Below are 22,703 nucleotides of genomic sequence, written 5' to 3'. Positions count from 1 at the left end.
ACGACGACGGACCGCTCGCCCCGGATCTACCAGGGTTCGCGGTACGGTCGCACTTCCGAGAGGAAAGACCACGCCGAGCGGTCCTGATGCGCGATGTGGTAGATTTCCTCGGCGATCGCCGCGGGTTTGATGAAGAAATCGTCGGGCGCGTCCTTCATTCGCTCCCGCTGCCACGGCACGTCAATGACCGCATCGATGACCAGATAAGCCACGTGAATCCCTTGCGGGCCGAGGTCGCGCGCGATCGACTCGGCGAGGATACGCTGGGCTGCCTTCGTCGGCGCAAAACCCGCGAAGTTCGCCTTTCCTCGCAGAGCCGACGTGTTGCCCGTTACGAGGAGCGCTCCGCCGCCAGCCGCTATCATTGGGGGCGCGACGTGCCGCGCGAGATGGAGCAGTGCCATCACGTTTGTCTCGAAATTGGCTCGGAGAACCTCGGGACCTACCTCCTGAAACTTTCCGAACGCCCCGCCAACCGCATTATGGACAACGACCTTCGGCGGGCCGGACCGCCGGTCGATCTCGTCGAGCACCCGCGCGAGCGCTGCCGAGTCCGAGACGTCACACGCCATCGGAATACTCGACGGAATCTCCGCCGATAGCGCGTCCAGGCGCGCCTTGTCGCGCGCGAGCATCGCGACGCGATACCCTCCGGCCGCGAACCGCCTGACGATAGCAGAGCCGGTACCAGGTCCGACTCCGGTGACAATTGCCAGCGGCTGCGCATCAATCTTGCTCATGCTGCCCTCAGTGCTTCGCGAATGAATTCAAGGCGGTCATTGTCGAAAAACATTTCGTCGTTCACGATGAAGGTCGGCGCGCCGAAGATGCCGCGCGCTCCCGCTGCTTCATTTCCCTGCGTCACCCGATCATCCAATTCGGTGCTATCGGCTCTGGAAGCAACTTGGGGGTCACGTATTCCGGAAGCTTCAAGGATCCGCACCAGACCCTCGGCTGTGCTCAGCGGCAAGCCATGTCGCCAGAACGCCTGAAAGATCGCCGCAACGACCTCCTTGGCGAGACCGCAGTCTCCCGCCGCGAGCACCGCGCGCAGCAGCCTGCGGCCGTCGATCGATTTTATGTCCTTATGCCGGCTCAGCGGTACGCCGTATCTCTTCGCCCGGCGCTGTAGATCTGCGCCGGCGTATTTGCCTTTGGTCGGACAGGTCAAGGCCGTCGGCGTGTTACCGACCTGCTTCATGGCTGCGACGATATCTACAGGATGGTCGCTCAGCTCAGCATCCAGCGTGCCGAGCTGAGCGTGGGCGAGATAGGAATAAGGACTGCGAAATTCGAAATAGAAGTCGATGCTGGTCATTGCGCTCTTCATCCCACTCCCCGGCAGAAGCAGCGGAGCCCGCCAAGACGGAATGTTAAGACGCATTGAGTCTGGGCTTGCCGACTTCGACCGCCCCAGCCGTCTTGAACTTGCCACCCCTGATGCGCGGAAAACCTCCAAATTCCAAAAGTTGGGGTCGAGCGCCCATTTTCCCTCCTGAAACAGCGGCTTCAGCGCAGACGACAGCCATCAGTCCCTTCTTGTGATTGACCCGACTTTAGCCGCCACAAAACGCTCGTCAATTCCTTTTTCGAATTGACATTCGATCCAATCGAGCGCCCGGTCGTTCTAATCCCTCCAAGCGATGCTCGACTGTCCGATCGACCGACATCCTCCGTGAAAGCCGCGGAAAATGATAGCCAACGCGCCTTAGCGCGAGGCCGGCCAAGCAGGCTTCAAAGCGATTTCGCTCTTTTCTTGTCCGATCATTACGTTCTAAATTCGAACTGATATGACGGACAGATGGAGAGACCAACATGAGCGTTGCGCAGTTCATTCGCAGTGAGGTGGAGTCCAACGAGATCGTCCTGTTCATGAAAGGTACGCCCTCGTCGCCGGCCTGTGGGTTCTCGGCGCAGGTAGTTCGCATCCTCGATCATCTGGGAGTTTCGTTCAAATCGCACAACATCTACGAGTCGGAGGAGTTGCGGCAGGGTATCAAGGACTACTCGGACTGGCCGACCATTCCACAGCTGTATGTACGGGACGAATTCGTGGGCGGCTGCGATATCGTGACGGAGATGTTCCGGTCTGGAGAGCTGCAGGCCATTCTCTCGGAGCCGCGGGAAGCGGTGCGATCATGAACCACGGGTGGGCCCTCTGTCGATGGCCTACCCCGTCATCAGAGGGCGCCGATGTCGCGAAAACACATGAGCGTCCGCGCAATGTTTGGTCATTTGCAGTGTGATGTGCAGGGCCAAGCGCTATCGTGGATGGGGCAGCGCCTGGTGGCGGTCTCAGCATTCTTTCGTTGCATCAATAGCCGGTCGCTTCGCAGTCGGAATGAAACTCGACGCATCTGAGGAGACGAAAATTGACCATTGAGGATCATCCTACGGTAAAGGCCTTTCGGTCGCGCAGCCTGGCCCGGACCGGCGCGGCGCCGCTGTCGGCGGAGCTCGTCAAGAGGATCGCGATAAGCTGTGGAGCGGACGATGTCGGGCTGGTCGAGATTGGTCGTCCGGCAATCAGTCCCCAAGTCGACTACATCCGAAAGGTCTATGGTCGCACGAAGTCCTTGATGGCGATCGCATGTCATATGAATTGCGAGCCGGTACGCTCTCCCACTCGCTCGGTGGCTAATGAGGAATTTCATGGAACCTATGACCATTTGAACGAGACTTCGCGCGCAATTGTCCGTGCCCTGGCGGAGCACGGCATCGCGGCCTGCAACTCGGTTGCCGCATTCCCCATGGAGATGGACCAGGCACGCATCATGATGGTGCAGCACAAGCCGGTCGCCGTCGAGGCCGGACTGGGTCGCATGGGGATTCATCGCAACATCATCCACCCGAAATTTGGCAGCTTCATCCTGCTTGGAACGATCTTGCTGGCGGACGAGATCGATGCCTATGACCAGCCGATCGACTATAATCCTTGCTTGGAATGCCGACTATGTGTCGGAGCTTGCCCCGTCGGCGCGATAAAGCACGATGGGTACTTCGATTTTCAGACCTGCTTCACGCACAACTACCACGATTTTCTCGGAAACTTTACCAAATGGGTCGAAGAGGTTGCGGACTCGCGTGACGCAAAGGACTACAGGTCTCGCGTGAGCCCTTCCGAGACTCAGAGCATTTGGCAATCTCTCTCATTCAAGCCCGGGTACAAGGCTGCATATTGCATATCGGTCTGCCCGGCTGGTGAGGATGTAATCGGGCCGTATCTTGATGACCGGCTGTCTTATGTGAATGATGTGGTCAAACCTCTGCTCGAGAAAGAAGAAGCGCTGTTCGTGATTCCTGGATCGGACGCCGAGGAGAGTGCGCCACGACGGTTCCCGAATAAGACGATCCGGCATGTGCGCGCAGGACGTCCGATCGGAAGCGTTCAGGCGTACCTCTTTACACTGAGGCTCGGCTTCCAGCGTGGAAAGGCAAAGAAGCTCGATCTGGTCACTCATTGGACCTTTACGGGAAAAACTCCGTTCCAAGGGACAGTGCGCATCAACGACAAGATTCTGGATGTAACGCCCGGAACCCATGCCGGCGACGCCCGGCTTTCGATCACGGCCGATAGCGAAGCATGGCTCCGAGTGCTTAGCCGCGATCTCGAGCTTGCGGAGGCGATCGAGTCGCGGCTCATCGTTCCAAGCGATGCAGATCTGTTCGCCGCCTATATACGCTGCTTTCCATTCTAGGGCTTTCAGGTCCAGAGTTTTGAGCGAGGCAAGGCCGCTACGCCTGCAAGACACGGGTCGGGTTCAGATCCTTCACTTCGCGGTGCTGCAGATGGTTTGGCGTCCCCCTCTCGAAGCGCCACGCCTCCTTTTCAATGACCTTCCTGAATGTGGTGGCCGGCCGGCCGAGCAGCTTCTCGACGTCCTGCGTTACCTCGGCAATATACCGATCACCGCCATTTTGCATGCACAGGTTTTCCAGATGCAACGCAGGATGCTCAGCGATATGAGGCATGAGCTTACGCATACGTTGCCGAAACTCTTCCATCGTCGTCGGCAGGTATTCGATCTTTCGACCGAGCGCCGCCGAGTAATCCTCGGCAAACCCGTACATGTCCTTTCGTTCCGGCCCCGTCAACTCGTAGGACTTCCCAGCGTGGCCGGCTGGGTCAGCTAACACCTCAATACAGACATCAGCGACGTCGGCCGTTGCCACCGGCGCGGTCTTTCCCAGGCCGAATGGCAGACGGATCGTGCCGTCCTCCTTGATGGTCATAGCCGGCACCCACAGTGTGATTGGGTTCTCGACGAACATCGCCGCCTGGATATGGACGATCGGCAGGCCTGACCAATCGAGGGCTCGCTCGCCCGCCCAATGCGCCCTTTGCTGGGGCGACCACTGGACGTCCGCGCCCAGCACGGCGATGCGCTCCGCGTCCGGCGCGGACATGGTCTCGAGCGTCATGTAACATTGCTCATAGTCCGACATGTTGACGAATATCTCGGTGCCTCCTTCCTTCTTGGCCGCTGCGGCCATTAAGATGGTGGCATCGGCGTAGGACGGGTTCAGGCTCATGCTGAAATAGATGCGCCGCACACCCTTGACGGCCTGCGTGACGTCACGCGGATTTAGGAGATCGCCCACGAACACCTCGGCTCCCATGTCGCGCAAACTCTGCGCCCGCTCGTCATTTTTCCGCACGAACGCACGGACGGGAAGGCCGCGCTGCAGCAGGCCGCGAACAACGGTTCGGCCAACCGAGCCGGTTTGTCCACCGGCGCTCGTCACCAGAATTGGCGCCTTGCTCTTCATACTCGTGTCCTCCCTGATCTCGATCGTTTACTTGGTCTGATTATCTGAAAGCCGGACGAGACAAACTCAGCGCTCTTGTTGAGGTACGAGAGCGAGCGCATTTGCTGCATGAATGCCAGCCGCAAGTATCGCATCCGACATCGACGAGTCTTCGGCGGCACGAGCAAGCTGGAGAGAGCCGACGAGTACAGCGAAAATTCCGATTGCGGCCTCTTGCGCGGCGCGGCTGGACGTTTTCCGCGGCAATCGCCTCTTTAGCTGCTCGAATATTTCGCGCAATCGAGCTGTGTAGGCCTTTCGGACGGATCGAGGTTGGCGACCGATCTCTGGAAGCAGTGCAGCCGAGGCGCATCCAACGTCAGGCCGATCGCGATGCTCCGCAGACAGGTAAGACCTGATCAGCGTGCTCAGTTCCCCAGGGACAACGTCGGCTTCGCTCAGTCGCCGCAACTGCTCGTCCAGCGCCCGCTCAAGCCCTTCCCGAACGAGATCGCTTTTCGAGCCGAAGTGAGAATAGAAGCCGCCATTCGTAAGGCCCGCCTCGGACATAATTCCCGTCATTCCAGTCGCCGCAATGCCTTGGCGCCGGAATTTCCTTGCGGCGACCTTCAGTATCCGTTCGTGCGAACTATCCTTGTGCCCCTTGGCATACCGCATGCAGGCCCTCCGAACGAACAGCCTATTGTATGATGTAAATCATGTGATATGTATATCTTAATCTAATCTAGGGTTCAACTGCGTCAACGGAGAGCTTCTGTGCGACAGGACGGAAAAGTGGCGATCGTGACCGGGGCTTCGACGGGAATCGGGCTGTCCTCCGCAAGAGCATTGCGCGAGGCGGGATTCCGGGTGTTCGGGACCAGCCGACGAGCTGCCGCGAGCGATCCTGAGATGCTAAGCTGCGATGTGACGGACGACGCCTCGGTGAAAGCGGCCGTCGACAAGGTACTGGCTGCGACCGGCAGGATCGATGTTCTGGTGAACAACGCAGGCTTCGGCTTGCTGGGCGGGGCCGAAGAATCCTCGGCCGATCAGGCCAAGGCCTTGTTCGACGTGAACGTCTTCGGAGTGATGCGCATGACAAATGCGGTCCTCCCGACCATGCGAGATCGAAAAGCCGGACGGATCATCAACATTAGTTCTGTCCTGGGATTGATACCTGCGCCGTTTTCCGCCCTCTATTCTTCTACGAAGCATGCCATCGAGGGTTACTCCGAATCTCTCGACCACGAAGTGCGGATCTTTGGCGTTCGCGTTTGCCTGCTTGAGCCGGCCTATACCCGCACCTCGTTTGAGCAGAACATGGTGCTTCCGGACCGGAACCTGAAGGAATATGTGTCGGCGCGAACCCGAGCCAGCGCGCTGCTACGCGATGTGATGAATACAGCCGAGAGTCCCGAGGTTGTTGCCGAGAAGGTGATTTTGGCCGCGACAACGCCATCACCTCGTCGGCGATACACCTGCGGAAAGGTTGCGCGCCAGGTGAGCATCCTTCGTCGTTTTGTGCCTGAAGGAATGTTCGACAAAAGCCTTCGCAAGCAGATGGGGCTGCCGGGGTGATCCCGTCGAAACAGTCGATCGCGAGCGATTTCCACGATCGCCGCGACAGGATGTTTGAACCTCCCGATCAACAACTTCGCGCGAACGCCTTGCAACCGTATTCCGGAGGCTAAATGCCGTCGCTGTTTGACCCCGTAACTATTGGCGATCTGCATCTGCCGAACCGGGTCATCATGGCCCCGCTGACCAGGCTACGCGCAGGCCAGAGCCGGATCCCCAATGCGATCATGGCGGAGTATTACGCGCAGAGGGCTTCGGCGGGTCTGATCATCACAGAAGGTGTTCCTGTTTCGCCTCAGGCAGTGGGCTATGCCGGCGTTCCCGGCATTTGGTCGGCAGACCACGTCGAGGGCTGGAAAGCCGTTACACGCGCGGTGAAGGCACGTGGGGGGCGGATTTTCATGCAGATCTGGCACGTCGGCCGGATCTCCGATCCAATATTCCTGGATGGTCAGGCGCCGGTCGGCCCCAGCCCCATCGCCGCGAAAGGCAACGTCAGCCTTGTCCGTCCGGAACGGGCTTTCAGCGTGCCGCGCCCGCTTACGACAGAAGAAGTCTTGGAGGTTGTCGAAGCATTTCGCAATGCTGCCAAGTTTGCCCAGATAGCTGGCTTCGATGGCGTGGAGCTCCACGGCGCGAATGGGTATTTGCTGGACCAATTCCTCCAAGATAGCTCCAACCAAAGGACGGATCGGTACGGAGGCTCAATCGAAAGCCGCGCCAGGCTCTTGCTCGAGGCCACAGATGCTGCAGTGTCGGTATGGGGACCCGACCGGGTGGGAATGCATCTTGCGCCTCGGGCTGACGTGCATTCCATGGGCGACTCCGACCGTGCCTCGACGTTCGGATACGTGGCAGCTGAACTCGGACGGCGCGGCATCGCCTTCATCTGCGCTCGCGAGCGCTTGGGACCCGACAGCTTGGGACCGTCTCTCAAGGCCGCCTTCGGCGGAAAGTATATTGCAAATGAAGGTTTCACTGCGGAAACCGCCCAGGCGGTCCTCGATGCGGGTTGGGCCGATGCGGTTGCCTTCGGAAAGGCATTCATTGCCAATCCGGATCTGCCTAAGCGCTTGGCGCTCGGCGCGCCGCTCAATCAGCCCCGCCCCGAAACTTTCTACGGGCCGAATGCCCACGGTTATACCGACTATCCTACACTGCCGAAATCTCCGGAGAACGTGGGGCGCGAAGATCCGGCGAAAACATAGGAGCGGGCCTCACCGAACACCTCGGTGTGGAACAGAAGCGCCATCACGATCATTTTTTCGAACTAAGCTGCTGGCCGCGCGGTCGGACCGTCGAGCACCAAGTTCACCAACGATCTCTCGACCGGCCCCAAGAATATGGTCAGAAGCTGCTTTGCTGTTGACAGCACGGGCGAGCAGAATTGAACCTACCATGGTCGAGATGATGCCTGTGGCGATCTGGCGTGCCTCTTGAGAAGAACCGCCGGAATTTAGCTCAGCTAGGACGTCGACCATTTGATCCAGCTTACGCTCAAAGCTCCGGCGTGCCCGCGCTTCTGATCGCCCGATGTCGGCGGCGAGCGCCGGAAGCGCGCAACCGTGCGTGGAATCGTCACGGTGGCGAGGACTGAGGTAATCGGCAACGATCGCATCAACGCACGTCGGGACAGCGCTCCCATTCGTCAGCCGCTTCCAGCGCTCGATCGTCTGATCCATTGCAAAGCCAGTTGCTTCAGCAACGAGAGCCGCACGGGACGCGAAATAGTTATAGAAGCCGCCATGTGTCAGACCGACGAGCTGCATAAAATCGACAACGCTGAGCGCTTCGGCACCTTTCTTGCGCAGACCGTAGGAGGCATTCTCGACGATCCGGTCGCGGGTCTGACGCTTATGATCTCTCACGTAACGCATCGTGCTTCATCCGATTTGCAGAAGATCTGTTGGGCGGCTCATCAGACGCCAAACGCCCCATGGCCGGCCGCTCCGATTCCAGCCGACATCTAAGCATCGGCGACGGCGTTTCAGTCCTGGATTTTGCGCCATGCCTCCCCGCAACATTTCATTGCAAGATGAGCCAAGTTATATGATTATCGTCATACAAACAACACCGCTTGTCGGGGAGATTTCATCATGTCCGCAGTCACCGATCCCGTTGTCATTCTTTCGGCCGTACGCACGCCTTTGGGACGTTTCATGGGTGAGTTGTCGCCGCTCTCGGCACATAAGCTCGGCTCTCACGCGATCGCGGCAGCGCTGGAGCGTGCCAAGCTCGCGCCGGAGCGGATCGACGAGGTCTTCATGGGTAACGTGCTGCCGGCCGGCCAGGGTCAGGCGCCGGCCCGCCAGGCTGCGCGCGGCGCCCGGCTGCCTGATGCGACCGGGGCCACCACGATCAACAAGGTTTGCGGCTCCGGCATGAAGGCGACCATGCTCGGCCACGACATCATCAATGCGGGCTCTGCCGCCATCGTGCTGTCCGGTGGCATGGAGAGCATGAGCAACGCGCCATATCTGCTGGCAAAGGCGCGCGCCGGCTATCGGGCCGGCCACGACCGGATCATCGACCACATGTTGATGGACGGCCTGGAAGATGCCTATGAGACCGGCCGTTCGATGGGTGACTTCGGCGAGGCCACGGCCGAAGCCTATCAGTTCACCCGCAAGGACCAAGACGCCTATGCGATGGAGACGCTGATCCGAGCACGCGAGGCCGTGGAAAGCGGCGCGTTCAAGGCCGAGATCGCACCGATCACTCTGGCCGAAAAAGCAGGGCCGCGCGTCATCGCCAATGACGAGCATCCGCTGAAGGTAGACCCTGCCAAGATCCCTGGCTTGAAGGCGGCGTTCCGCGCCAACGGCACCATCACGCCTGCCGCCTCCTCGGCGAACGCGGACGGAGCCGCCGCCCTGATCCTGGCGAAGCGCTCGCTCGTCGATCGCGAGGGACTGCCGGCGCTGGCGGAAATCAGGGGCCATGCCACCCATAGCCAAGAACCGCAATGGTTCACCACCGCGCCGATCCCGGCGATCCGCAAGCTCCTGGACAAGGTCGGCTGGAGCGTCGGCGACGTCGACCTGTTTGAAATCAACGAAGCCTTTGCGGTGGTGGCGATGGCCGCGCAGAAGGACCTCGGCATTCCCCGCGAAAAGCTCAACGTCCATGGTGGCGCCTGCGCGCTCGGCCACCCGATCGGCGCCACCGGCGCGCGATTGATCGTGACGCTGCTGCATGCGCTGGAAGCGCAGAACCTCAAACGCGGCGTCGCCGCACTCTGCATCGGCGGCGGTGAAGCCACTGCAATCGCCGTCCAGCGTATCGTTCGCTAGTCGAGGCCAGCTCGCAAAAAGCACTTGGCAAGCGGCCCACATGGTGTCGCTTGCCGATTTTCTATCGGGAAGCTCACCCCCGGTCCACCTTCTGCAATCCGAATCATCGCTGGTCGAACTTGGCGAGTCGCCACCGAACAAGGTCGTCAGCCCCTGGTCCGGCCAGCGGCCGGACATCCCTCATGCGTACCAATTCGCCCGACTTGTCATCGACAAGAGCGAGCTTAACCGGACGTCCGCTGTTCTTGTTGATGAATTTGAGCGGCGGACCCGCATCCCCCGTAATCGCCCACTTGTCCCCGACCTGGGCAAGCGCCTGGATCACCAGGATAATGTCCCTGCCCTTTCGGGTCAGAAGGTATTCGTAGCGTTCAGGGCCGGTCTGATACCGACGCCGCTCGAGCAGTTCATTTTCTTCGAGATGCTTGAGCCGATCGGACAGGGTGGCATGTGTGACGCCGGTCGACTTCCTCAACTCCTCATATCTGCTCAATCCCAGTGACAGATCGCGCAGGATGAGCATGGCCCAGCGGTCACCGACAGCGTTCAATACGCCGGCGATCGAGCACGCCATTCCTTCAAAGCCCTTCGAGCGCATCATCCCTCCTAACAACACTTCTCAGCAGAATAATCATGCTCGGGACGCCATCCAAGCGCCAAGCCGCGAACGTCGACAAGAAATGTCTTGCATTTTTGTCACTCTTATTATTAGAGTGACTATTGGATAACAAAAACCGCGCGCCGATCCCAGGAGGATAAATGCCCGACCCTCACAGCCGGCACTTGGTGACATTCGAGATAAACGGATCGCGCAAGACGGTTTTCGTTGAAGCGCGAAAGTTGCTGGTCCATCTGATCCGGGAGGATCTTGGCCTCACCGGCACCCATGTCGGCTGCGACACCTCCCAATGCGGTGCCTGCACCGTCGAAATCGATGGACTGGCGGTCAAATCCTGCACGGTACTGGCCGTGACGGCGGACGGCGCGTCGATCACCACGGTCGAGGGATTGACCGATCCCGGTGGCGAACTCAGCGCCGTTCAGGCCGCCTTTCACGAACATCACGCGCTGCAATGCGGCTTCTGTACGCCGGGCATGGTGATGAGCGTACGGCAGCTCCTGAGGGATCATCCCAATCCCGGCGAGCACGACATCCGCCATGGACTTGCCGGCAATATCTGCCGCTGCACCGGCTATCACAACATTGTCCGCGCCGTTGAAAGCCTCGCAGCGAAGGAGCAGCAGCCTTGAACGACACGCCTGCGATCCGCCATATCGGTCGGCCCTTAAAGCGGCGCGAAGATTTCAAGCTGCTCGCTGGCAAGGGCCGCTACGTCGATGACGTCAGGCTGCCGGGCATGCTGCACATGGCGGTACTGCGATCGCCGCACGCCCACGCCGAGATTAGAAGCGTCGATCTCTCTGCAGCAAAAGCCGCACCAGGGGTTCGCTTGGTCCTTTCCGGGATGGCGCTCGCCGGCAAGATTGGCCCGATTGTTCCGAACTGGGTTCTTCCGGGCAGCAAGGTGCCGTTCCGCCCTGTAGTCGCGACCGACCGCGTCCGCTTTGTCGGCGAATGCGTAGCGCTGGTAGTGGCGGAAACGTTGGCCGAAGCCTACGACGCCGTCGGGCTGATCGACGTCGGTTACGAAGTGCTGCCTGCCGTGATCGACGAAGAGACCGCAATCCGGCAGGACGTGCCGCAACTTCATGACAACGTTCCCGGCAACATCACTACGATCTACAAGGTGCGTGGCGGCGACTACCAGAAGGCCGCCCACGAGGCCGATCAGGTCATCGGACTGCGCGTCGTCAACAACCGCCTGATCCCGACCTGCATGGAAACGCGCGCGATCGTTGCCACGCCGGAGCCAGACGGGACGCTGACGGTCTATATTGGCAGCCAAGTTCCGCACATGCACCGGCGCTGGATCGCCGAGACGGTTCGTATTCCCGAGCATCAGTTGCGGGTGATCGCGCCTGATATCGGAGGTGGGTTTGGCGCCAAAATGCACCTCTACCCCGAAGACTTGCTCTGCCCCTATCTCGCACGCGAGCTCGGCGTGCCAGTCAAATGGTGGGAAAGCCGCTCCGAAAGCCATCAATCGACCAGCCACGGTCGCGCGCACACGGAAAATATCGAGATCGCGTTCAAAAACGACGGCAAGATCCTGGGCCTGAAAGTCGAGACCCTTGGTAATGTCGGCGCCTATCTGTCGAACATGGCGAGCGGCGGTCCCACCGTGAACACCGTCAACTTCGGTACCGGAACCTATAAGATCGATAACTACGAGGCGATATCCCGAGTCGTTGTCACCAATACGGTGCCGGTGGATGCCTATCGCGGCTATGGACGGCCAGAGGGCGCCTATATCGCCGAGCGGGCGATCGATGCGGTCGCGCGTCACCTTCATCTCGACCAGGTCGAGGTGCGGCGGAAGAATTTCGTTCAAGCAGCGGAATTTCCGTATCGACCGTATGGCAGCACGGGCGTGATGTACGACAGCGGTAATTATCAGGGACTGCTGGACAAGGCGCTTGCCGCCTTCGACTACGAAGGGCGCCGAAAGGAATGTGATGCCTTGCGGGCCAGCGGTGTCTATCGCGGCGTCGGCATCGCCGCTTATACGCATATGTGTGGCATGGCGCCGTCGCGGCGGCTGGCGCTCAGCGGATTTGATCGCGGCGGCTGGGAAAGTGCGCGGGTCAGCATCGATTCCAGCGGCCGGGCTACGATCTATTCAGGCTCGATGAGCCAGGGTCAGGGCCATATCACGTCGCTGTCGCAGATTGCCGCGGACGTGCTGCAGATTCCCGTTGAGGACATCGACATCGTGCAGGGGGACACGCGGCAAGTGCAGGCCGGCCACGGCACGTTCAATTCCCGCTCGATGGCGGTCGGCGGATCCAGTGTGCATGTGTGCTCGCAGCGCGTCGTGGCCAAAGCAAAGAAGATCGCGGCGAGCATGCTGGAAGTGGATGAGAAGGACGTTTCCTATTCCGCCGGTGCGTTCAGCGTGCCTGGCACGGATATCGCGCCGTTAACGTTCTCGAAGGTGGCCCGCATGGCTTATGTCGGCCACAAGCTGCCGGATGGCGTTACACCGGGCCTGGACGAAACGGAGTTTTACGACCCAACCGGTATGGGCTCGCCGTCAGGCGTCCACCTCACCTACGTCGAGGTCGATCCTGAGACTGGCATCGTCGACATTCTCGACTATGTCGCGGTTGACGACGTCGGCACCCTGATCAATCCACGTCTCGCGGCGGGCCAGATTCATGGTGGCGTCGTGCAGGGCATCGCGCAGGCGCTCTATGAAGAGGTCAGCTACGATCCAGACAATGGACAACTCCTGACCGGCTCACTGCTCGACTATGCCGTTCCGCGCGCCGAGCACGTGCCGAACATCCGCTCGCAGTTCCAGGAGACGCCCTCGCCGACCAATCCGATTGGCGTCAAGGGCATCGGCGAGAGTGGCTCGATCGCGGCGCCCCCCTGCATGGTCCACGCCGTACTCGATGCGTTGTCACCGTTCGGTATCAAACATCTCGATATGCCGCTGACGCCGCCGCGAATCTGGAAGGCGGTACAAGAGGCGCGCTCGGGAGAACTCCAATGATCCCGGCAGCCTTCAACTATGTCCGCGCGGCTTCGCTCGCCCAGGCCATCGATCTGCTGCGGGAAGATCCCGACGGAACGAAGCTCCTGGCCGGTGGCCATACCTTGCTTCCGGCCCTGAAGCTGCGGCTGGCGTCGCCCGAACTTCTGATCGATATCGGAGGCATCACCGAGCTCAAGGGCATCGAGATCGGCAAAGCCGGAGTCAGGATCGGCGCGCTGACGCGGCATGCCGACCTGCTTGCATCAGAGACGCTGTTCGAGGAATTGCCCATCTTTCGCCAGGCGGCGAGTCTGATAGCCGATCCCCAGGTGCGTAACCGTGGCACGATCGGCGGCTCGCTTGCGAATGCCGATCCGGCAGCTGACTGGCCGGCGGTCGTCGTCGCACTGAAGGCAGAGATCGAGATCGCCGGCGCGAACGGCCACAGACGGGTCGCGGCGCAGGATTTCTTTGTCGATATCTTTTCTACTGTGCTGGAACCGGACGAGGTTCTCACCAGCATTCATATCCCGCGGCCGACAGCCGGCATGCGCTTCATATACCGAAAGATCCGGCATCCCGCGAGCGGCTTTGCTGTCGTGGGCATTGCGGTCGGCGTGCGCATGCGAGACGGCGTGGTGGCCGAGGTCTCCCTCGGCGTGACAGGCGCGGCGAACCACGCTTTCGCCGGCCAGGCCGCTGCCGATTTCCTGACCGGAAAGACGTTGTCGCGGGAGAATATCGACCAGGCGGCCACATTGCTGAGCGAGACCACCGAATGCCTCTCGGATCGCTACGCTTCAGCGGAGTATCGGGCGAATCTGATCCGGACCGAGACCAGACGCGCGCTACTTGCGCTTTCCTTGTGAGACGGAATCCGTGATGCGCCGAGTCGTCGTTACGGGATTGGGATTGGTATCGCCGGTGGGTTGCGGCAGCGAGCTGGCGTGGTCACGGCTGCTCGCGGCCCGTTCGGGGCTTGCCGCCCTTCCCGAGTGGGCGGCGGCCCTGCCGGCGCGGGTCGCAGGAATGGTGCCGACAAGGGCCAAAGATCAAGAGGGCGGATTCGATCCGGATCTGACCGTCGCGCCTAAGGATCAGCGAAGGATGGATCGCTTCATCCTGTTCGCGCTTGCCGCCGCGGCCGAGGCCATTGCCCAGGCGGAATGGACTCCGTCCGATGCGCATTCGCTCGAGCGCACGGCAACAGTGATCGCTTCCGGCATCGGAGGCTTTCCGGCGATCGTGGAAGCGGTCCGCACCACAGACCAGCGCGGGGTCCGGCGTCTCTCGCCTTTCACCGTGCCGTCCTTTCTCGCAAATCTCGCGGCTGGCCACATCTCGATCCGCTACGGCTTCAAGGGTCCCATCGGCGCGCCGGTCACCGCCTGCGCCGCGAGCGTGCAGGCAATCGGCGATGCCGCACGCCTGATCCGATCTGGAGAAGCCGACGCCGCGGTTTGCGGCGGTTCGGAAGCCTGCATCGATCTCGTGAGCCTGGGCGGGTTCGCCGCTGCGCGTGCGCTTTCGACCGGCTTCAATGAAACGCCCGCCCGCGCTTCCCGTCCCTTCGACCGTGATCGCGACGGCTTTGTCATGGGCGAAGGCGCGGGCGTCCTGGTCATAGAAGAGCTGGAGCATGCGATCCGCCGCGGCGCAAAGCCGATTGCGGAAATCGTCGGCTACGGAACGACGGCAGATGCGTACCACATCACGTCAGGGCCCGAGGACGGCGACGGTGCGCGCCGCGCCATGGAAGGCGCATTGCGGCAGGCCGGCCTCAAACCCGGTGACGTCCAGCACCTCAACGCGCATTCCACGTCAACGCCAGTTGGCGATGTTTCCGAACTGGAGGCGATCAAGGCGGTCTTCGGCCGCGAGGGGCAGATTGCCGTGAGTGCCACCAAATCCGCAACTGGCCATCTGCTCGGAGCGGCCGGCGGAGCGGAAGCAATCTTCACGATTCTGGCACTGCGCGATCAGGTCGCGCCACCTACTCTCAATCTCGAAACTTGCGATGCCGCCGCGGCAGGTGTCGACCTTGTCGCCGGTCAGGCCCGGCCCATGACGATGGAGCATGCGATCTCCAACGGTTTCGGCTTTGGAGGCGTCAACGCGAGCATCATCTTTCGGCGCTGGCAGTAGCGGGGTTCAGCTCCGGTAAAAGCGGAGCGGGCCACGGCTGCTGCGTTCTCCCGGCCGCCTTAGCCACATCTTGGCAAGCCGCTACTTCCGCTTTCGTCTTTGGGCGCTTGCCCTCACACCAGCCGAGGCTTCCGCAGAAGCCGTGCCACCAAATCGCTTGCGATTGAAGGGAACGGCGCCCGAGCCCGGCACGACTTCGACGTCCTCGAGCCGCAGAGGCTTGCCGCTGGACGTCCGCAGTACGGGAAATTCAATCGGGCGCCCAGCGACACGATCGCGGAAGACGACCTGCGGTCCCTCAGGCTCTGCGAGCCAATCATCGCCCCACCTCTTGAGAGCCAGGTAGGCCGGAAAGAAAGCGCGCCCCTTCTCGGTCAGCACGTACTCGTATCGTCCGGAATGTTCGGGCAGCGGCACGCGCGTCATCACACCAGCATCGACGAACTTCTTCAAGCGATTGCTCAAGATATTGGGAGCAATGCCAATGTAGTGTTCGAACTCATCGAACCGCTTCACGCCATAATAGGCTTCACGGAGAATCAGGATGGACCAGCGGTCGCCGACCACCTCCATGGCGCGGGCCATGGAGCATTCCTTATTGGCAAGACGGCTCTGCTTCGCACCGGACATCGTTTTCCTAAGCTTCGAATTCCGCTCATACCATATTGAGCCGAATCCCAGTATGTCCAGTGCCAGCTAGGGGGTTGCAAACCTTCGCAGCCGAATGGTTCTCTCGTATCTCAGGCCGCACGGCCCGACTCGGCCGGCGGCTTGACGCCAATCTCGGGCTCCAGAGCGCGGGGATGCGTGACCAGCACACCCGCTTCGCTCAAGCGTCTCAGTTCCTCCTGGCTCACGCCCAGTTCGCTGAACACCTCGAAATTGTGCTCTCCCTGGAACGCAGGTGCTCCGATCGGCTTCAACTCCTCCGCCGAGAACCGCCACGGCCGACCCGGCAGTCGATATTCGCCGCCGCTGCGGTCCGGCACGTGCTGCACTGCGCCCCAATAATCGCTCCATTCCGACGCGCTTAGTTCCTTGATCGAGCGGATCTCGCCCATCGCGATCTTGGCTTCGTCGAATTGGGCATCGAGCGTCGCCATGTCGGGGAAGGTCAAGATCCACGACTGGATGATCTGGTGCAGCACACCGAAATTCAAGCGACGCGCGGCCGCGCTCGCAAAGCGCGGGTCGTCCATCAAATCCACGCGACGCATCGCGCGCAGCCAGGATGGGAAGGTCCGGCTGCCGATAATGCTCGTCGCAACCGTGAAATGCTCTCCATTAGGTCCGGTAAAGAATGAGCAGTCCGTCGCGCCGAGCACGGCGGGCTCGGCTCCAATATCATCGTCGGAAAGATCGACATGTGCACGTTCGTTGACCGCGAGCAGTGTCGCAGCCATCGCGACATCGATATATTGGCCCTGACCTGTCCTTTGGCGGCTATTCAGCGCGCCAAGAATCGCGATGGTGGCCTGCAGGCCGGCGTAGACGTCCGCGTGCGAGAGGCTGTCCGTGCGCGGTTCAGTCAACGCCTCTCCATAGTGACGAATGCTGTTTTCGGTGAAGCCGGCCTCGGCCTGCACGGTCGGCGCATAGGCCATCCGGCTGCGCCAGGGTCCGCCCTGGCCATAGCCGGTGATCGAGGCATATACCAATCGCGGATTGCGCTTGGACAGGGTTTCATAATCAAGGCCGAAGAAGCCAAGCGTGCCCGCGCGGAAGTTTTCCACGACGACATCGGCGGTATCGCAGAGCTTCAGTGCGAGTTCATAAGCACCGGGAACATTGAGATTGATGCTGACGTTGCGTTTACCGGCGTTCTGCTGCGCGTAATAGCCCGACATCCCGTCGGTTGAGGGAAACGCGAAGCGTGAGACGTCCGGGCTTGGCGGCTCCACCTTGATGACCTCGGCACCGAGATCCTGCAAGGTTCGCGCGCATAAGGGGCCTGCCAACACACGGGAGAAGTCGACGACACGGATTCCGTTGAGAGGACCGCCCATGTCAGCGCCCCGCGAACTTGGCGAGACCCGGGCCGTTCTTGCGGAATGACGCAAGACCGGTTTTCAGATCTTCCGATGCCCAGATCGGCGCCTGCACTCTTGCCATCGCTTCGTCTGCCGCCACCACACCGTCGTTGACCGCAATATGCACAAGCTCCTTGGTCGCCGCGTGCGCTACCGTCGGCCCCTGCGCGAACTCCTCCGCGATAGACATCGTCGCCTTTTCCAAGGATTCCTCGGGCACGGTAAGATTAATCAGGCCCCACTTCTCCAATGTCGGCGCATCGTAGCGCCGTGCCAGCATCGACATCTCTTTGGCTCGCTGTGCCCCGATCCGCTGAACTTGCCGCTGGATTCCGCCAAGTAGCGGATGCAACCCAAGCGTCGCCTCGACCGAGCCGATCTTTGCTGACGAAGCCGCGATGACATAGTCGCATGACAGCGCGAGCTCGAGCCCGCCGCCGAGGCAAACGCCATGAACGCTGGCGATCAACGGAATCGGCAATAATTCCATGAAGCGGAGGAACTCGACGCCGCTCAGCAGCCGATTTTCACCGCTCTGATCAGATGTGCCCGCCGCTACGCGCTTGTCAAAGATGTCCAGGTCGGCGCCGGCAGAAAAGTGGCGCAATCCGCTTCTGATCACGATGGCACGGCTACCCGCCTTTCGCGATGCTTCCACCTGCTCCACGATAGCGTTGATGAGCTTCGGGCCGAGCAGATTGTACGGCCGGTAAACCATCGTCAAAACGGAGATATTGCCACGCTCCTCGCGCGCAACCATCGCTTCCTCGGACAAAGTTGCCTCCTGTTTTCCGGCCCCGCACCTGCAGATGCACACTCCGGCCCTTGCAGGCACAATACATGATGACTTGCGTTTTGCAAGTCGTCATCGATATCAACCAGTCCGGCGTTCCACGCGGTTCTTCAGGATGCCGATCTTCTCGACTTCGAGCTCAATGCTCTCTCCATGCTCGAGGTACCAGCCGAGTTCGAGGCCGCAGCCATTGCCAACCGTGCCGGACTCGATGAACTCGCCGGGCATCAACGTCTCATCCAGGGTGACGTGTGCAATGATTTCCTCGAACGAGAAAAGCACGCCTTCGCTGGTACCTTGAGAACGAAGTTCTCAGTTCACGCGAGCTTCCATCCTGAGTTTGTAGGAGTCGTCAATTTCGTCAGGCGTGACGATCCAGGGTCCCAGCACATTGCCCCCATCAAAGCTTTTACCCTTGGCCGGCCCGAGCCGGCCTGCCATCTCTATGAGCTGGACATCTCGCGTGGAAAAATCATTGAAAATCGTGTAGCCAAATATGTGATCGCGCGCCTTCGCAGCCATGTTCGCGCCTTTACGCTTAGTGACGAATCCGAACGCCAGTTCGTAGTCCATCACCTTCCTGCACCGTGAAGCGGAGCATAGGCCACGGCTTGCAATTGCACGTCATGACGCTGAGAAATTTCAGGTGCCCACGGGCCCGCCTCCCATGAATGAGGCACCGGCTTGACGGCGATCACCACCTTTCCTGGGAGGTACGGACATCAACTTCAAACGACCATGCTCGCGGTGATTGCCGGTAGAGGAACGCAAATGCGTCGACTATGCCCTCGATACTGACCAGGCTGTTCTCCCGCTGGGCTGCGTCGGGTATGCGCTTGAAGATCTTGTCACCGGCGATGGCTCCGTCGACAACGACGTGCCCTACATGGATCCCTTCGCTGGCATATTCCTTTGCCATGGCCTGCGCGAGAATCCGCAGGCCAGCTTTCGCCGAATTGAACGCGCCATACCCCGCTTTTCCGCGCAGCGAAGCACTGGCGCCGGTAAACAAAAGCGTGCCGGCCTTGTTCGGCAGCATGCGGCGAACGGCCTCGCGGCCAAACAGGAACCCACCGAAGCAGACGACACGCCAGCTTTGCTCGAAGTACCCCGTTCCATCTCCAGAATACGTCCGGGTGTGTTGTTGCCCGCATTATAGATCGCCAGATCGAGTTCATCGCCGGCTCTGTCGAACATTGCTACTACATCGGCTTCGTTCGTCGCATCCGCCACTATCGGGAGAGCCTGTCCGCCCGATGAGGTAATGTCATTTGCGATCGTCTCGAGCGCGAGTTTCGTACGGCCGGCGACTATCACCCTCAAACCTTCAGCGGCGAATCTCTTGCACAACTGGGCCCCCAGTCCCCGCTCTGGGCCCACTCCGATGACAATTGCTGTCTTCATGGAATGCCTCGAAAATCAGGCGCGCGCTTCTCGATGAACGCCTTTACGGCTTCAGCATGCTGTGCAGTCTCCGCCGCCATGACCATGTTTTTGGCTTCATGGTCCAGCGATGTCACAAAATCTGTCGACAGCGCCAGATCGAGATTGTCTTTGATCGCTGCATACGCATGGGCCGGACCATTCGCGAGTGTTCTTGCGATGACAAACGCTTCGCTTAGCAGATCTGCATCGGGTACTACGCGGTTGACAAGGCCCAACGCCTCGCAGCGGCGGGCATCGATCCGTTCTGACAAATACATCAGCTCTCGCGCGCGCGCCGTTCCGGCCAACCGGGTCAGCAGCCAGGAAATTCCGTAGTCTCCGGTCAATGCAATCTTGGCATAACCAGTAGTCATTAAGGCAGATTCGGAGGCAATCCGGATATCGCAAGCAAGCGCGATGGCAAGGCCGGCGCCGGCGGCCGGCCCCGGAAGCGCCGCGATCGTTGGCTTGCGGACAGAAACAAGCGCCCCGGTCAGCGTCCGCTGCCCTTCCAGCAGGCGTACGACCTTGTCTCCATAGGCCATGGGCCTCGTGGACGACTTTGTGCCCATACCCTTGACATCACCGCCGGAGCAAAACGCGGTGCCGGCGCCGGTGATCAGCAGAGCGCCGACATCAGGATCGCTGCCAGTTTGCCTGATCATCCGGCGCAGCGCCGGCGTCAAGTGGTCCGATAGTGAATTCCGCGCTTCGGGCCGGTTCAGCGTGATAATGGCAACGCGATCTCGGACCGAACAGAGTAGTTCGTTCGTTCCAGTGTCGATCGAAATTGATCCATCGGTCATGATACGCAGCCTCCCGGCCCAGGACCATCAGCAATCCGCCACCTCGTTAGCGGACGTCTGTCGCCTCAAGCCCCCTTTCGGACGGAATTTTCGTCGGCGTCGAGGAAGCCGGTTAGTCGCTGACGGATGATCGCATCCGCATCGGTCATGATGCGATCGATCAGTTCCTTCACCGTTGGAATGTCATGGATGAGGCCGACGACCATGCCGCAGCTCCAGGCCCCGGCATCCATGTCGCCATCGATCATGACCCTGGGGTAGACGCCCGCGACCTGGTCGAGGATGTCCTCGATCTTCAGGCTCTTGCCCTTTTCACGCTCGATCTCTAGCAGGCGATCGACGCCCTTGTTCTTCAACACACGCTCGGTGTTGCGCAAGTTGCGCATTACAAGGCGGGTGTCGAGTTCGGTAGCTTCCAACAGCGCGTTCTTGACGTTGTCGTGCACCGGCGCTTCCTTGGTAGCGATGAAACGCGTGCCCATATTGATGCCTGCCGCGCCCATCGCCAGCGCCGCGACTAGGCTGCGGGCATCCGCCATGCCGCCCGACGCCACGAATGGGATCGACAGCTCATCGGCGGCGCGCGGCAACAGGATCATGTTGGGCATGTCGTCTTCGCCGGGATGACCGCCGCATTCGAAACCGTCGACGCTGACGGCGTCGCACCCGATTTCCTGGGCTTTGAGCGAATGCCGGACGGACGTGCACTTGTGGATCACCTTGATGCCGGCCGCCTTGAGCGCTGGCATGTATTGCTCGGGACTGCGGCCCGCGGTCTCGACGGCCCTGACGCCGCCTTCGGCGATGGCTTGAATGTATTCGGGATAGGGTGGCGCCGAAAAGGTCGGCAGGAAGGTGAGGTTTACGCCGAACGGCTTGTCCGTCATATCGCGGCAGCGCGCGATCTCCTTGGCCAACAGCTCCGGCGTCTTCTGCGTCAAGCCGGTGATGATGCCAAGGCCGCCGGCGTTGGACACCGCTGCAGCCAGTTCGGCAAAGCCGACATAATGCATGCCGCCCTGAATAATCGGATGCTGGATGCCAAATAGTTCAGTGATAGCTGTCTTCACGTAAGCCTCCAGTTTCCGATCAGTGCACGATCTCGAAAAGCCCGGCCGCACCCATACCGCCGCCGATGCACATCGTCACCACGCCGAATTTCGCTTTGCGGCGCCGGCCCTCGATCAGGATATGGCCGGCCAGTCGCGAGCCCGTCATGCCATAGGGGTGGCCGATGGCGATCGCCCCACCATTGACGTTCAATTTGTCCGGATCAATGCCCAGCTTGTCGCGGCAGTAGATCACCTGAACCGCATAGGCCTCGTTCAGCTCCCACAGATCGATATCGTCGATTCGCAAGCCGTGCCGTTTCAACAAGCGAGGGATCGCGGCCACCGGCCCGACACCCATCTCGTCGGGCTCGACACCCGCGGCGACGAAGCCGCGGAAAATACCAAGTGGTTGGATTCCCTTCTTTGCAGCAATCTTGTCGCTCATGATTACGCAAGCCGACGCGCCATCGGAGAGCTGGCTGGCATTGCCAGCACTGATGGTCTTGCCTTCGAACACCGGCTTGATTTTGGCCAAGCCCTCGGCCGTGGTCTCCGGGCGCGGACCTTCGTCTTTTGCCAGGGTAACCTCCTGGTAGGAGATCTCCTTGGTGTCCTTGTCGACGACAGCCGTTTTCGTCGTGATCGGAACGATCTCGTCACTGAAGCGCCCACCCTGCAGCGCGGCTCCGACGCGACGCTGGCAGTCGAGCGAATATTCATCCTGGCGGTCGCGCCCGATCTTGTAGCGCTCGGCGACCACTTCGGCAGTCTCCAGCATCGACATGTACATTTCCGGCTTCATCGCCATCAAATCGGCGTCGACAGCGTGAAACTTGTTCATATACTCGTTCTGGACGAGGCTGATGGATTCGATGCCGCCTCCGATGGCGACATCGACGCCGTCAAGCATGATCGAGCGCGCGGCGACCGCGATGGCCTGCAAGCCGGATGCGCATTGCCGATCAATGGTCGTGCCGGCAACCGTCACCGGCAATCCGGCACGGATCGCGCCTTTGCGGGCGACGTTCATAACCATGGTGCCCTGCTGCATCGCGCAACCCATCACGATGTCCTCGACTTCGCCGGGCTCGATCTTGGCGCGCCTGACGGCTTCCGCGATCACATGGCCCGCCATGGTCGGTCCGTCGGTGTTGTTCAGCGCCCCGCGATAGGCCTTCCCGACCCCGGTGCGCGCGGTCGATACGATGACTGCTTCTGTCATATTTT

21 protein-coding genes and 2 pseudogenes are annotated in these 22,703 nt (G+C 60.6%); 9 read left to right on the top strand and 14 right to left on the bottom strand.

Translation table 11 applies throughout. The annotated features are described in order from the left end of the window. Positions 1 to 26: 26 nt before the first annotated feature. Both QX073_RS14575 and QX073_RS14570 read right to left on the bottom strand, forming a co-directional pair. A complete protein-coding gene (locus tag QX073_RS14575; RefSeq protein WP_316225918.1) occupies positions 27 to 740 on the bottom strand; it encodes an SDR family NAD(P)-dependent oxidoreductase in 714 nt (237 codons plus the stop codon). Further along, positions 737 to 1,318, bottom strand: coding sequence for a 2-hydroxychromene-2-carboxylate isomerase (locus tag QX073_RS14570; RefSeq protein WP_316225917.1), 582 nt, complete (start codon positions 1,316 to 1,318; stop codon positions 737 to 739). The genes QX073_RS14575 and QX073_RS14570 overlap by 4 nt, the downstream gene beginning before the upstream one ends. Before the next feature lie 497 nt (positions 1,319 to 1,815). Here QX073_RS14570 and grxD point away from each other — a divergent pair, with 497 nt between their 5' ends. Continuing rightward, positions 1,816 to 2,142 carry a Grx4 family monothiol glutaredoxin gene (gene grxD, locus QX073_RS14565; RefSeq protein WP_316201252.1) on the top strand — a complete coding sequence of 109 codons (327 nt, stop codon included), beginning with the start codon at positions 1,816 to 1,818 and terminating at the stop codon, positions 2,140 to 2,142. A gap of 230 nt (positions 2,143 to 2,372) precedes the next feature. Continuing rightward, positions 2,373 to 3,698 (top strand): 4Fe-4S binding protein, encoded by a 1,326-nt coding sequence (locus QX073_RS14560; protein WP_316225916.1) that lies wholly within the window; start codon positions 2,373 to 2,375, stop codon positions 3,696 to 3,698. A 37-nt stretch (positions 3,699 to 3,735) separates the two neighbouring features. Here QX073_RS14560 and QX073_RS14555 read toward each other — a convergent pair whose 3' ends face one another. Continuing rightward, positions 3,736 to 4,770, bottom strand: a complete 1,035-nt coding sequence (locus QX073_RS14555; RefSeq protein ID WP_316201256.1) for an NAD(P)H-binding protein — start codon at positions 4,768 to 4,770, stop codon at positions 3,736 to 3,738. Between the two features lie 66 nt (positions 4,771 to 4,836). Beyond that, the gene (locus tag QX073_RS14550; protein WP_315714219.1) at positions 4,837 to 5,427 is read right to left on the bottom strand and encodes a TetR/AcrR family transcriptional regulator; all 591 of its coding nucleotides are present in this window, start codon (positions 5,425 to 5,427) and stop codon (positions 4,837 to 4,839) included. A gap of 117 nt (positions 5,428 to 5,544) precedes the next feature. Here QX073_RS14550 and QX073_RS14545 point away from each other — a divergent pair, with 117 nt between their 5' ends. Then, entirely contained in the window at positions 5,545 to 6,330 is a 786-nt protein-coding gene (locus QX073_RS14545; RefSeq protein WP_315714218.1) for an oxidoreductase, read from the top strand. A 113-nt stretch (positions 6,331 to 6,443) separates the two neighbouring features. Then, entirely contained in the window at positions 6,444 to 7,538 is a 1,095-nt protein-coding gene (locus QX073_RS14540; protein ID WP_316201259.1) for an alkene reductase, read from the top strand. A gap of 9 nt (positions 7,539 to 7,547) precedes the next feature. Here QX073_RS14540 and QX073_RS14535 read toward each other — a convergent pair whose 3' ends face one another. Next, positions 7,548 to 8,207: a TetR/AcrR family transcriptional regulator gene (locus tag QX073_RS14535; protein ID WP_316201261.1), complete on the bottom strand. Its 660-nt coding sequence runs from the start codon at positions 8,205 to 8,207 to the stop codon at positions 7,548 to 7,550. A 219-nt stretch (positions 8,208 to 8,426) separates the two neighbouring features. Here QX073_RS14535 and QX073_RS14530 point away from each other — a divergent pair, with 219 nt between their 5' ends. Beyond that, positions 8,427 to 9,623, top strand: coding sequence for an acetyl-CoA C-acyltransferase (locus tag QX073_RS14530; RefSeq protein ID WP_316201263.1), 1,197 nt, complete (start codon positions 8,427 to 8,429; stop codon positions 9,621 to 9,623). Between the two features lie 103 nt (positions 9,624 to 9,726). On the opposite strand, the gene QX073_RS14525 is transcribed toward QX073_RS14530, so the two are convergent. Continuing rightward, complete coding sequence (locus tag QX073_RS14525) at positions 9,727 to 10,221, bottom strand: helix-turn-helix domain-containing protein (protein WP_315750123.1); 495 nt, start codon at positions 10,219 to 10,221, stop codon at positions 9,727 to 9,729. 161 nt (positions 10,222 to 10,382) lie between these two features. On the opposite strand from QX073_RS14525, the gene QX073_RS14520 reads away from it, so the two are divergent. From QX073_RS14520 to fabF, 4 genes are read left to right on the top strand one after another with little or no spacing between them, the layout of a single operon-like run. After that, positions 10,383 to 10,874 (top strand): (2Fe-2S)-binding protein, encoded by a 492-nt coding sequence (locus QX073_RS14520; RefSeq protein ID WP_315714213.1) that lies wholly within the window; start codon positions 10,383 to 10,385, stop codon positions 10,872 to 10,874. Continuing rightward, positions 10,871 to 13,243, top strand: a complete 2,373-nt coding sequence (locus QX073_RS14515) for a xanthine dehydrogenase family protein molybdopterin-binding subunit (RefSeq protein WP_316225915.1) — start codon at positions 10,871 to 10,873, stop codon at positions 13,241 to 13,243. Before QX073_RS14520 ends, QX073_RS14515 begins: the two co-directional genes overlap by 4 nt. Continuing rightward, positions 13,240 to 14,094 (top strand): xanthine dehydrogenase family protein subunit M, encoded by an 855-nt coding sequence (locus QX073_RS14510; RefSeq protein WP_316225914.1) that lies wholly within the window; start codon positions 13,240 to 13,242, stop codon positions 14,092 to 14,094. The genes QX073_RS14515 and QX073_RS14510 overlap by 4 nt, the downstream gene beginning before the upstream one ends. 13 nt (positions 14,095 to 14,107) lie before the next feature. Continuing rightward, the gene (gene fabF / locus QX073_RS14505) at positions 14,108 to 15,370 is read left to right on the top strand and encodes a beta-ketoacyl-ACP synthase II (protein ID WP_315714210.1); all 1,263 of its coding nucleotides are present in this window, start codon (positions 14,108 to 14,110) and stop codon (positions 15,368 to 15,370) included. A gap of 81 nt (positions 15,371 to 15,451) precedes the next feature. On the opposite strand, the gene QX073_RS14500 is transcribed toward fabF, so the two are convergent. The 8 genes and pseudogenes from QX073_RS14500 to QX073_RS14465 form a co-directional block, all read right to left on the bottom strand. After that, the gene (locus QX073_RS14500) at positions 15,452 to 16,000 is read right to left on the bottom strand and encodes a helix-turn-helix domain-containing protein (RefSeq protein WP_316225913.1); all 549 of its coding nucleotides are present in this window, start codon (positions 15,998 to 16,000) and stop codon (positions 15,452 to 15,454) included. 110 nt (positions 16,001 to 16,110) lie between these two features. Continuing rightward, positions 16,111 to 17,376: a CoA transferase gene (locus tag QX073_RS14495; RefSeq protein WP_315750119.1), complete on the bottom strand. Its 1,266-nt coding sequence runs from the start codon at positions 17,374 to 17,376 to the stop codon at positions 16,111 to 16,113. Position 17,377: 1 nt separating this feature from the next. Beyond that, the gene (locus tag QX073_RS14490; RefSeq protein WP_316169281.1) at positions 17,378 to 18,175 is read right to left on the bottom strand and encodes an enoyl-CoA hydratase/isomerase family protein; all 798 of its coding nucleotides are present in this window, start codon (positions 18,173 to 18,175) and stop codon (positions 17,378 to 17,380) included. Between the two features lie 99 nt (positions 18,176 to 18,274). Then, a pseudogene (locus tag QX073_RS14485) lies at positions 18,275 to 18,781 on the bottom strand (fumarylacetoacetate hydrolase family protein); the annotation flags it as partial. A 106-nt stretch (positions 18,782 to 18,887) separates the two neighbouring features. Then, positions 18,888 to 19,597: pseudogene (locus QX073_RS14480) on the bottom strand (SDR family NAD(P)-dependent oxidoreductase). Continuing rightward, positions 19,594 to 20,424 (bottom strand): enoyl-CoA hydratase-related protein, encoded by an 831-nt coding sequence (locus QX073_RS14475; protein WP_315827682.1) that lies wholly within the window; start codon positions 20,422 to 20,424, stop codon positions 19,594 to 19,596. The pseudogene QX073_RS14480 and the gene QX073_RS14475 overlap by 4 nt, the downstream one beginning before the upstream one ends. A 65-nt stretch (positions 20,425 to 20,489) precedes the next feature. After that, entirely contained in the window at positions 20,490 to 21,494 is a 1,005-nt protein-coding gene (locus QX073_RS14470) for a nitronate monooxygenase family protein (protein ID WP_316172582.1), read from the bottom strand. Between the two features lie 19 nt (positions 21,495 to 21,513). Next, positions 21,514 to 22,698 carry an acetyl-CoA C-acyltransferase gene (locus QX073_RS14465; RefSeq protein WP_316225912.1) on the bottom strand — a complete coding sequence of 395 codons (1,185 nt, stop codon included), beginning with the start codon at positions 22,696 to 22,698 and terminating at the stop codon, positions 21,514 to 21,516. Positions 22,699 to 22,703 lie beyond the last annotated feature (5 nt).

The organism is Bradyrhizobium sp. SZCCHNS3052 (assembly GCF_032484495.1).
GTDB lineage: Bacteria > Pseudomonadota > Alphaproteobacteria > Rhizobiales > Xanthobacteraceae > Bradyrhizobium.
Note: the sequence above shows the minus strand (reverse complement) of the source record. Positions and strands in the feature narration are given on the sequence as shown.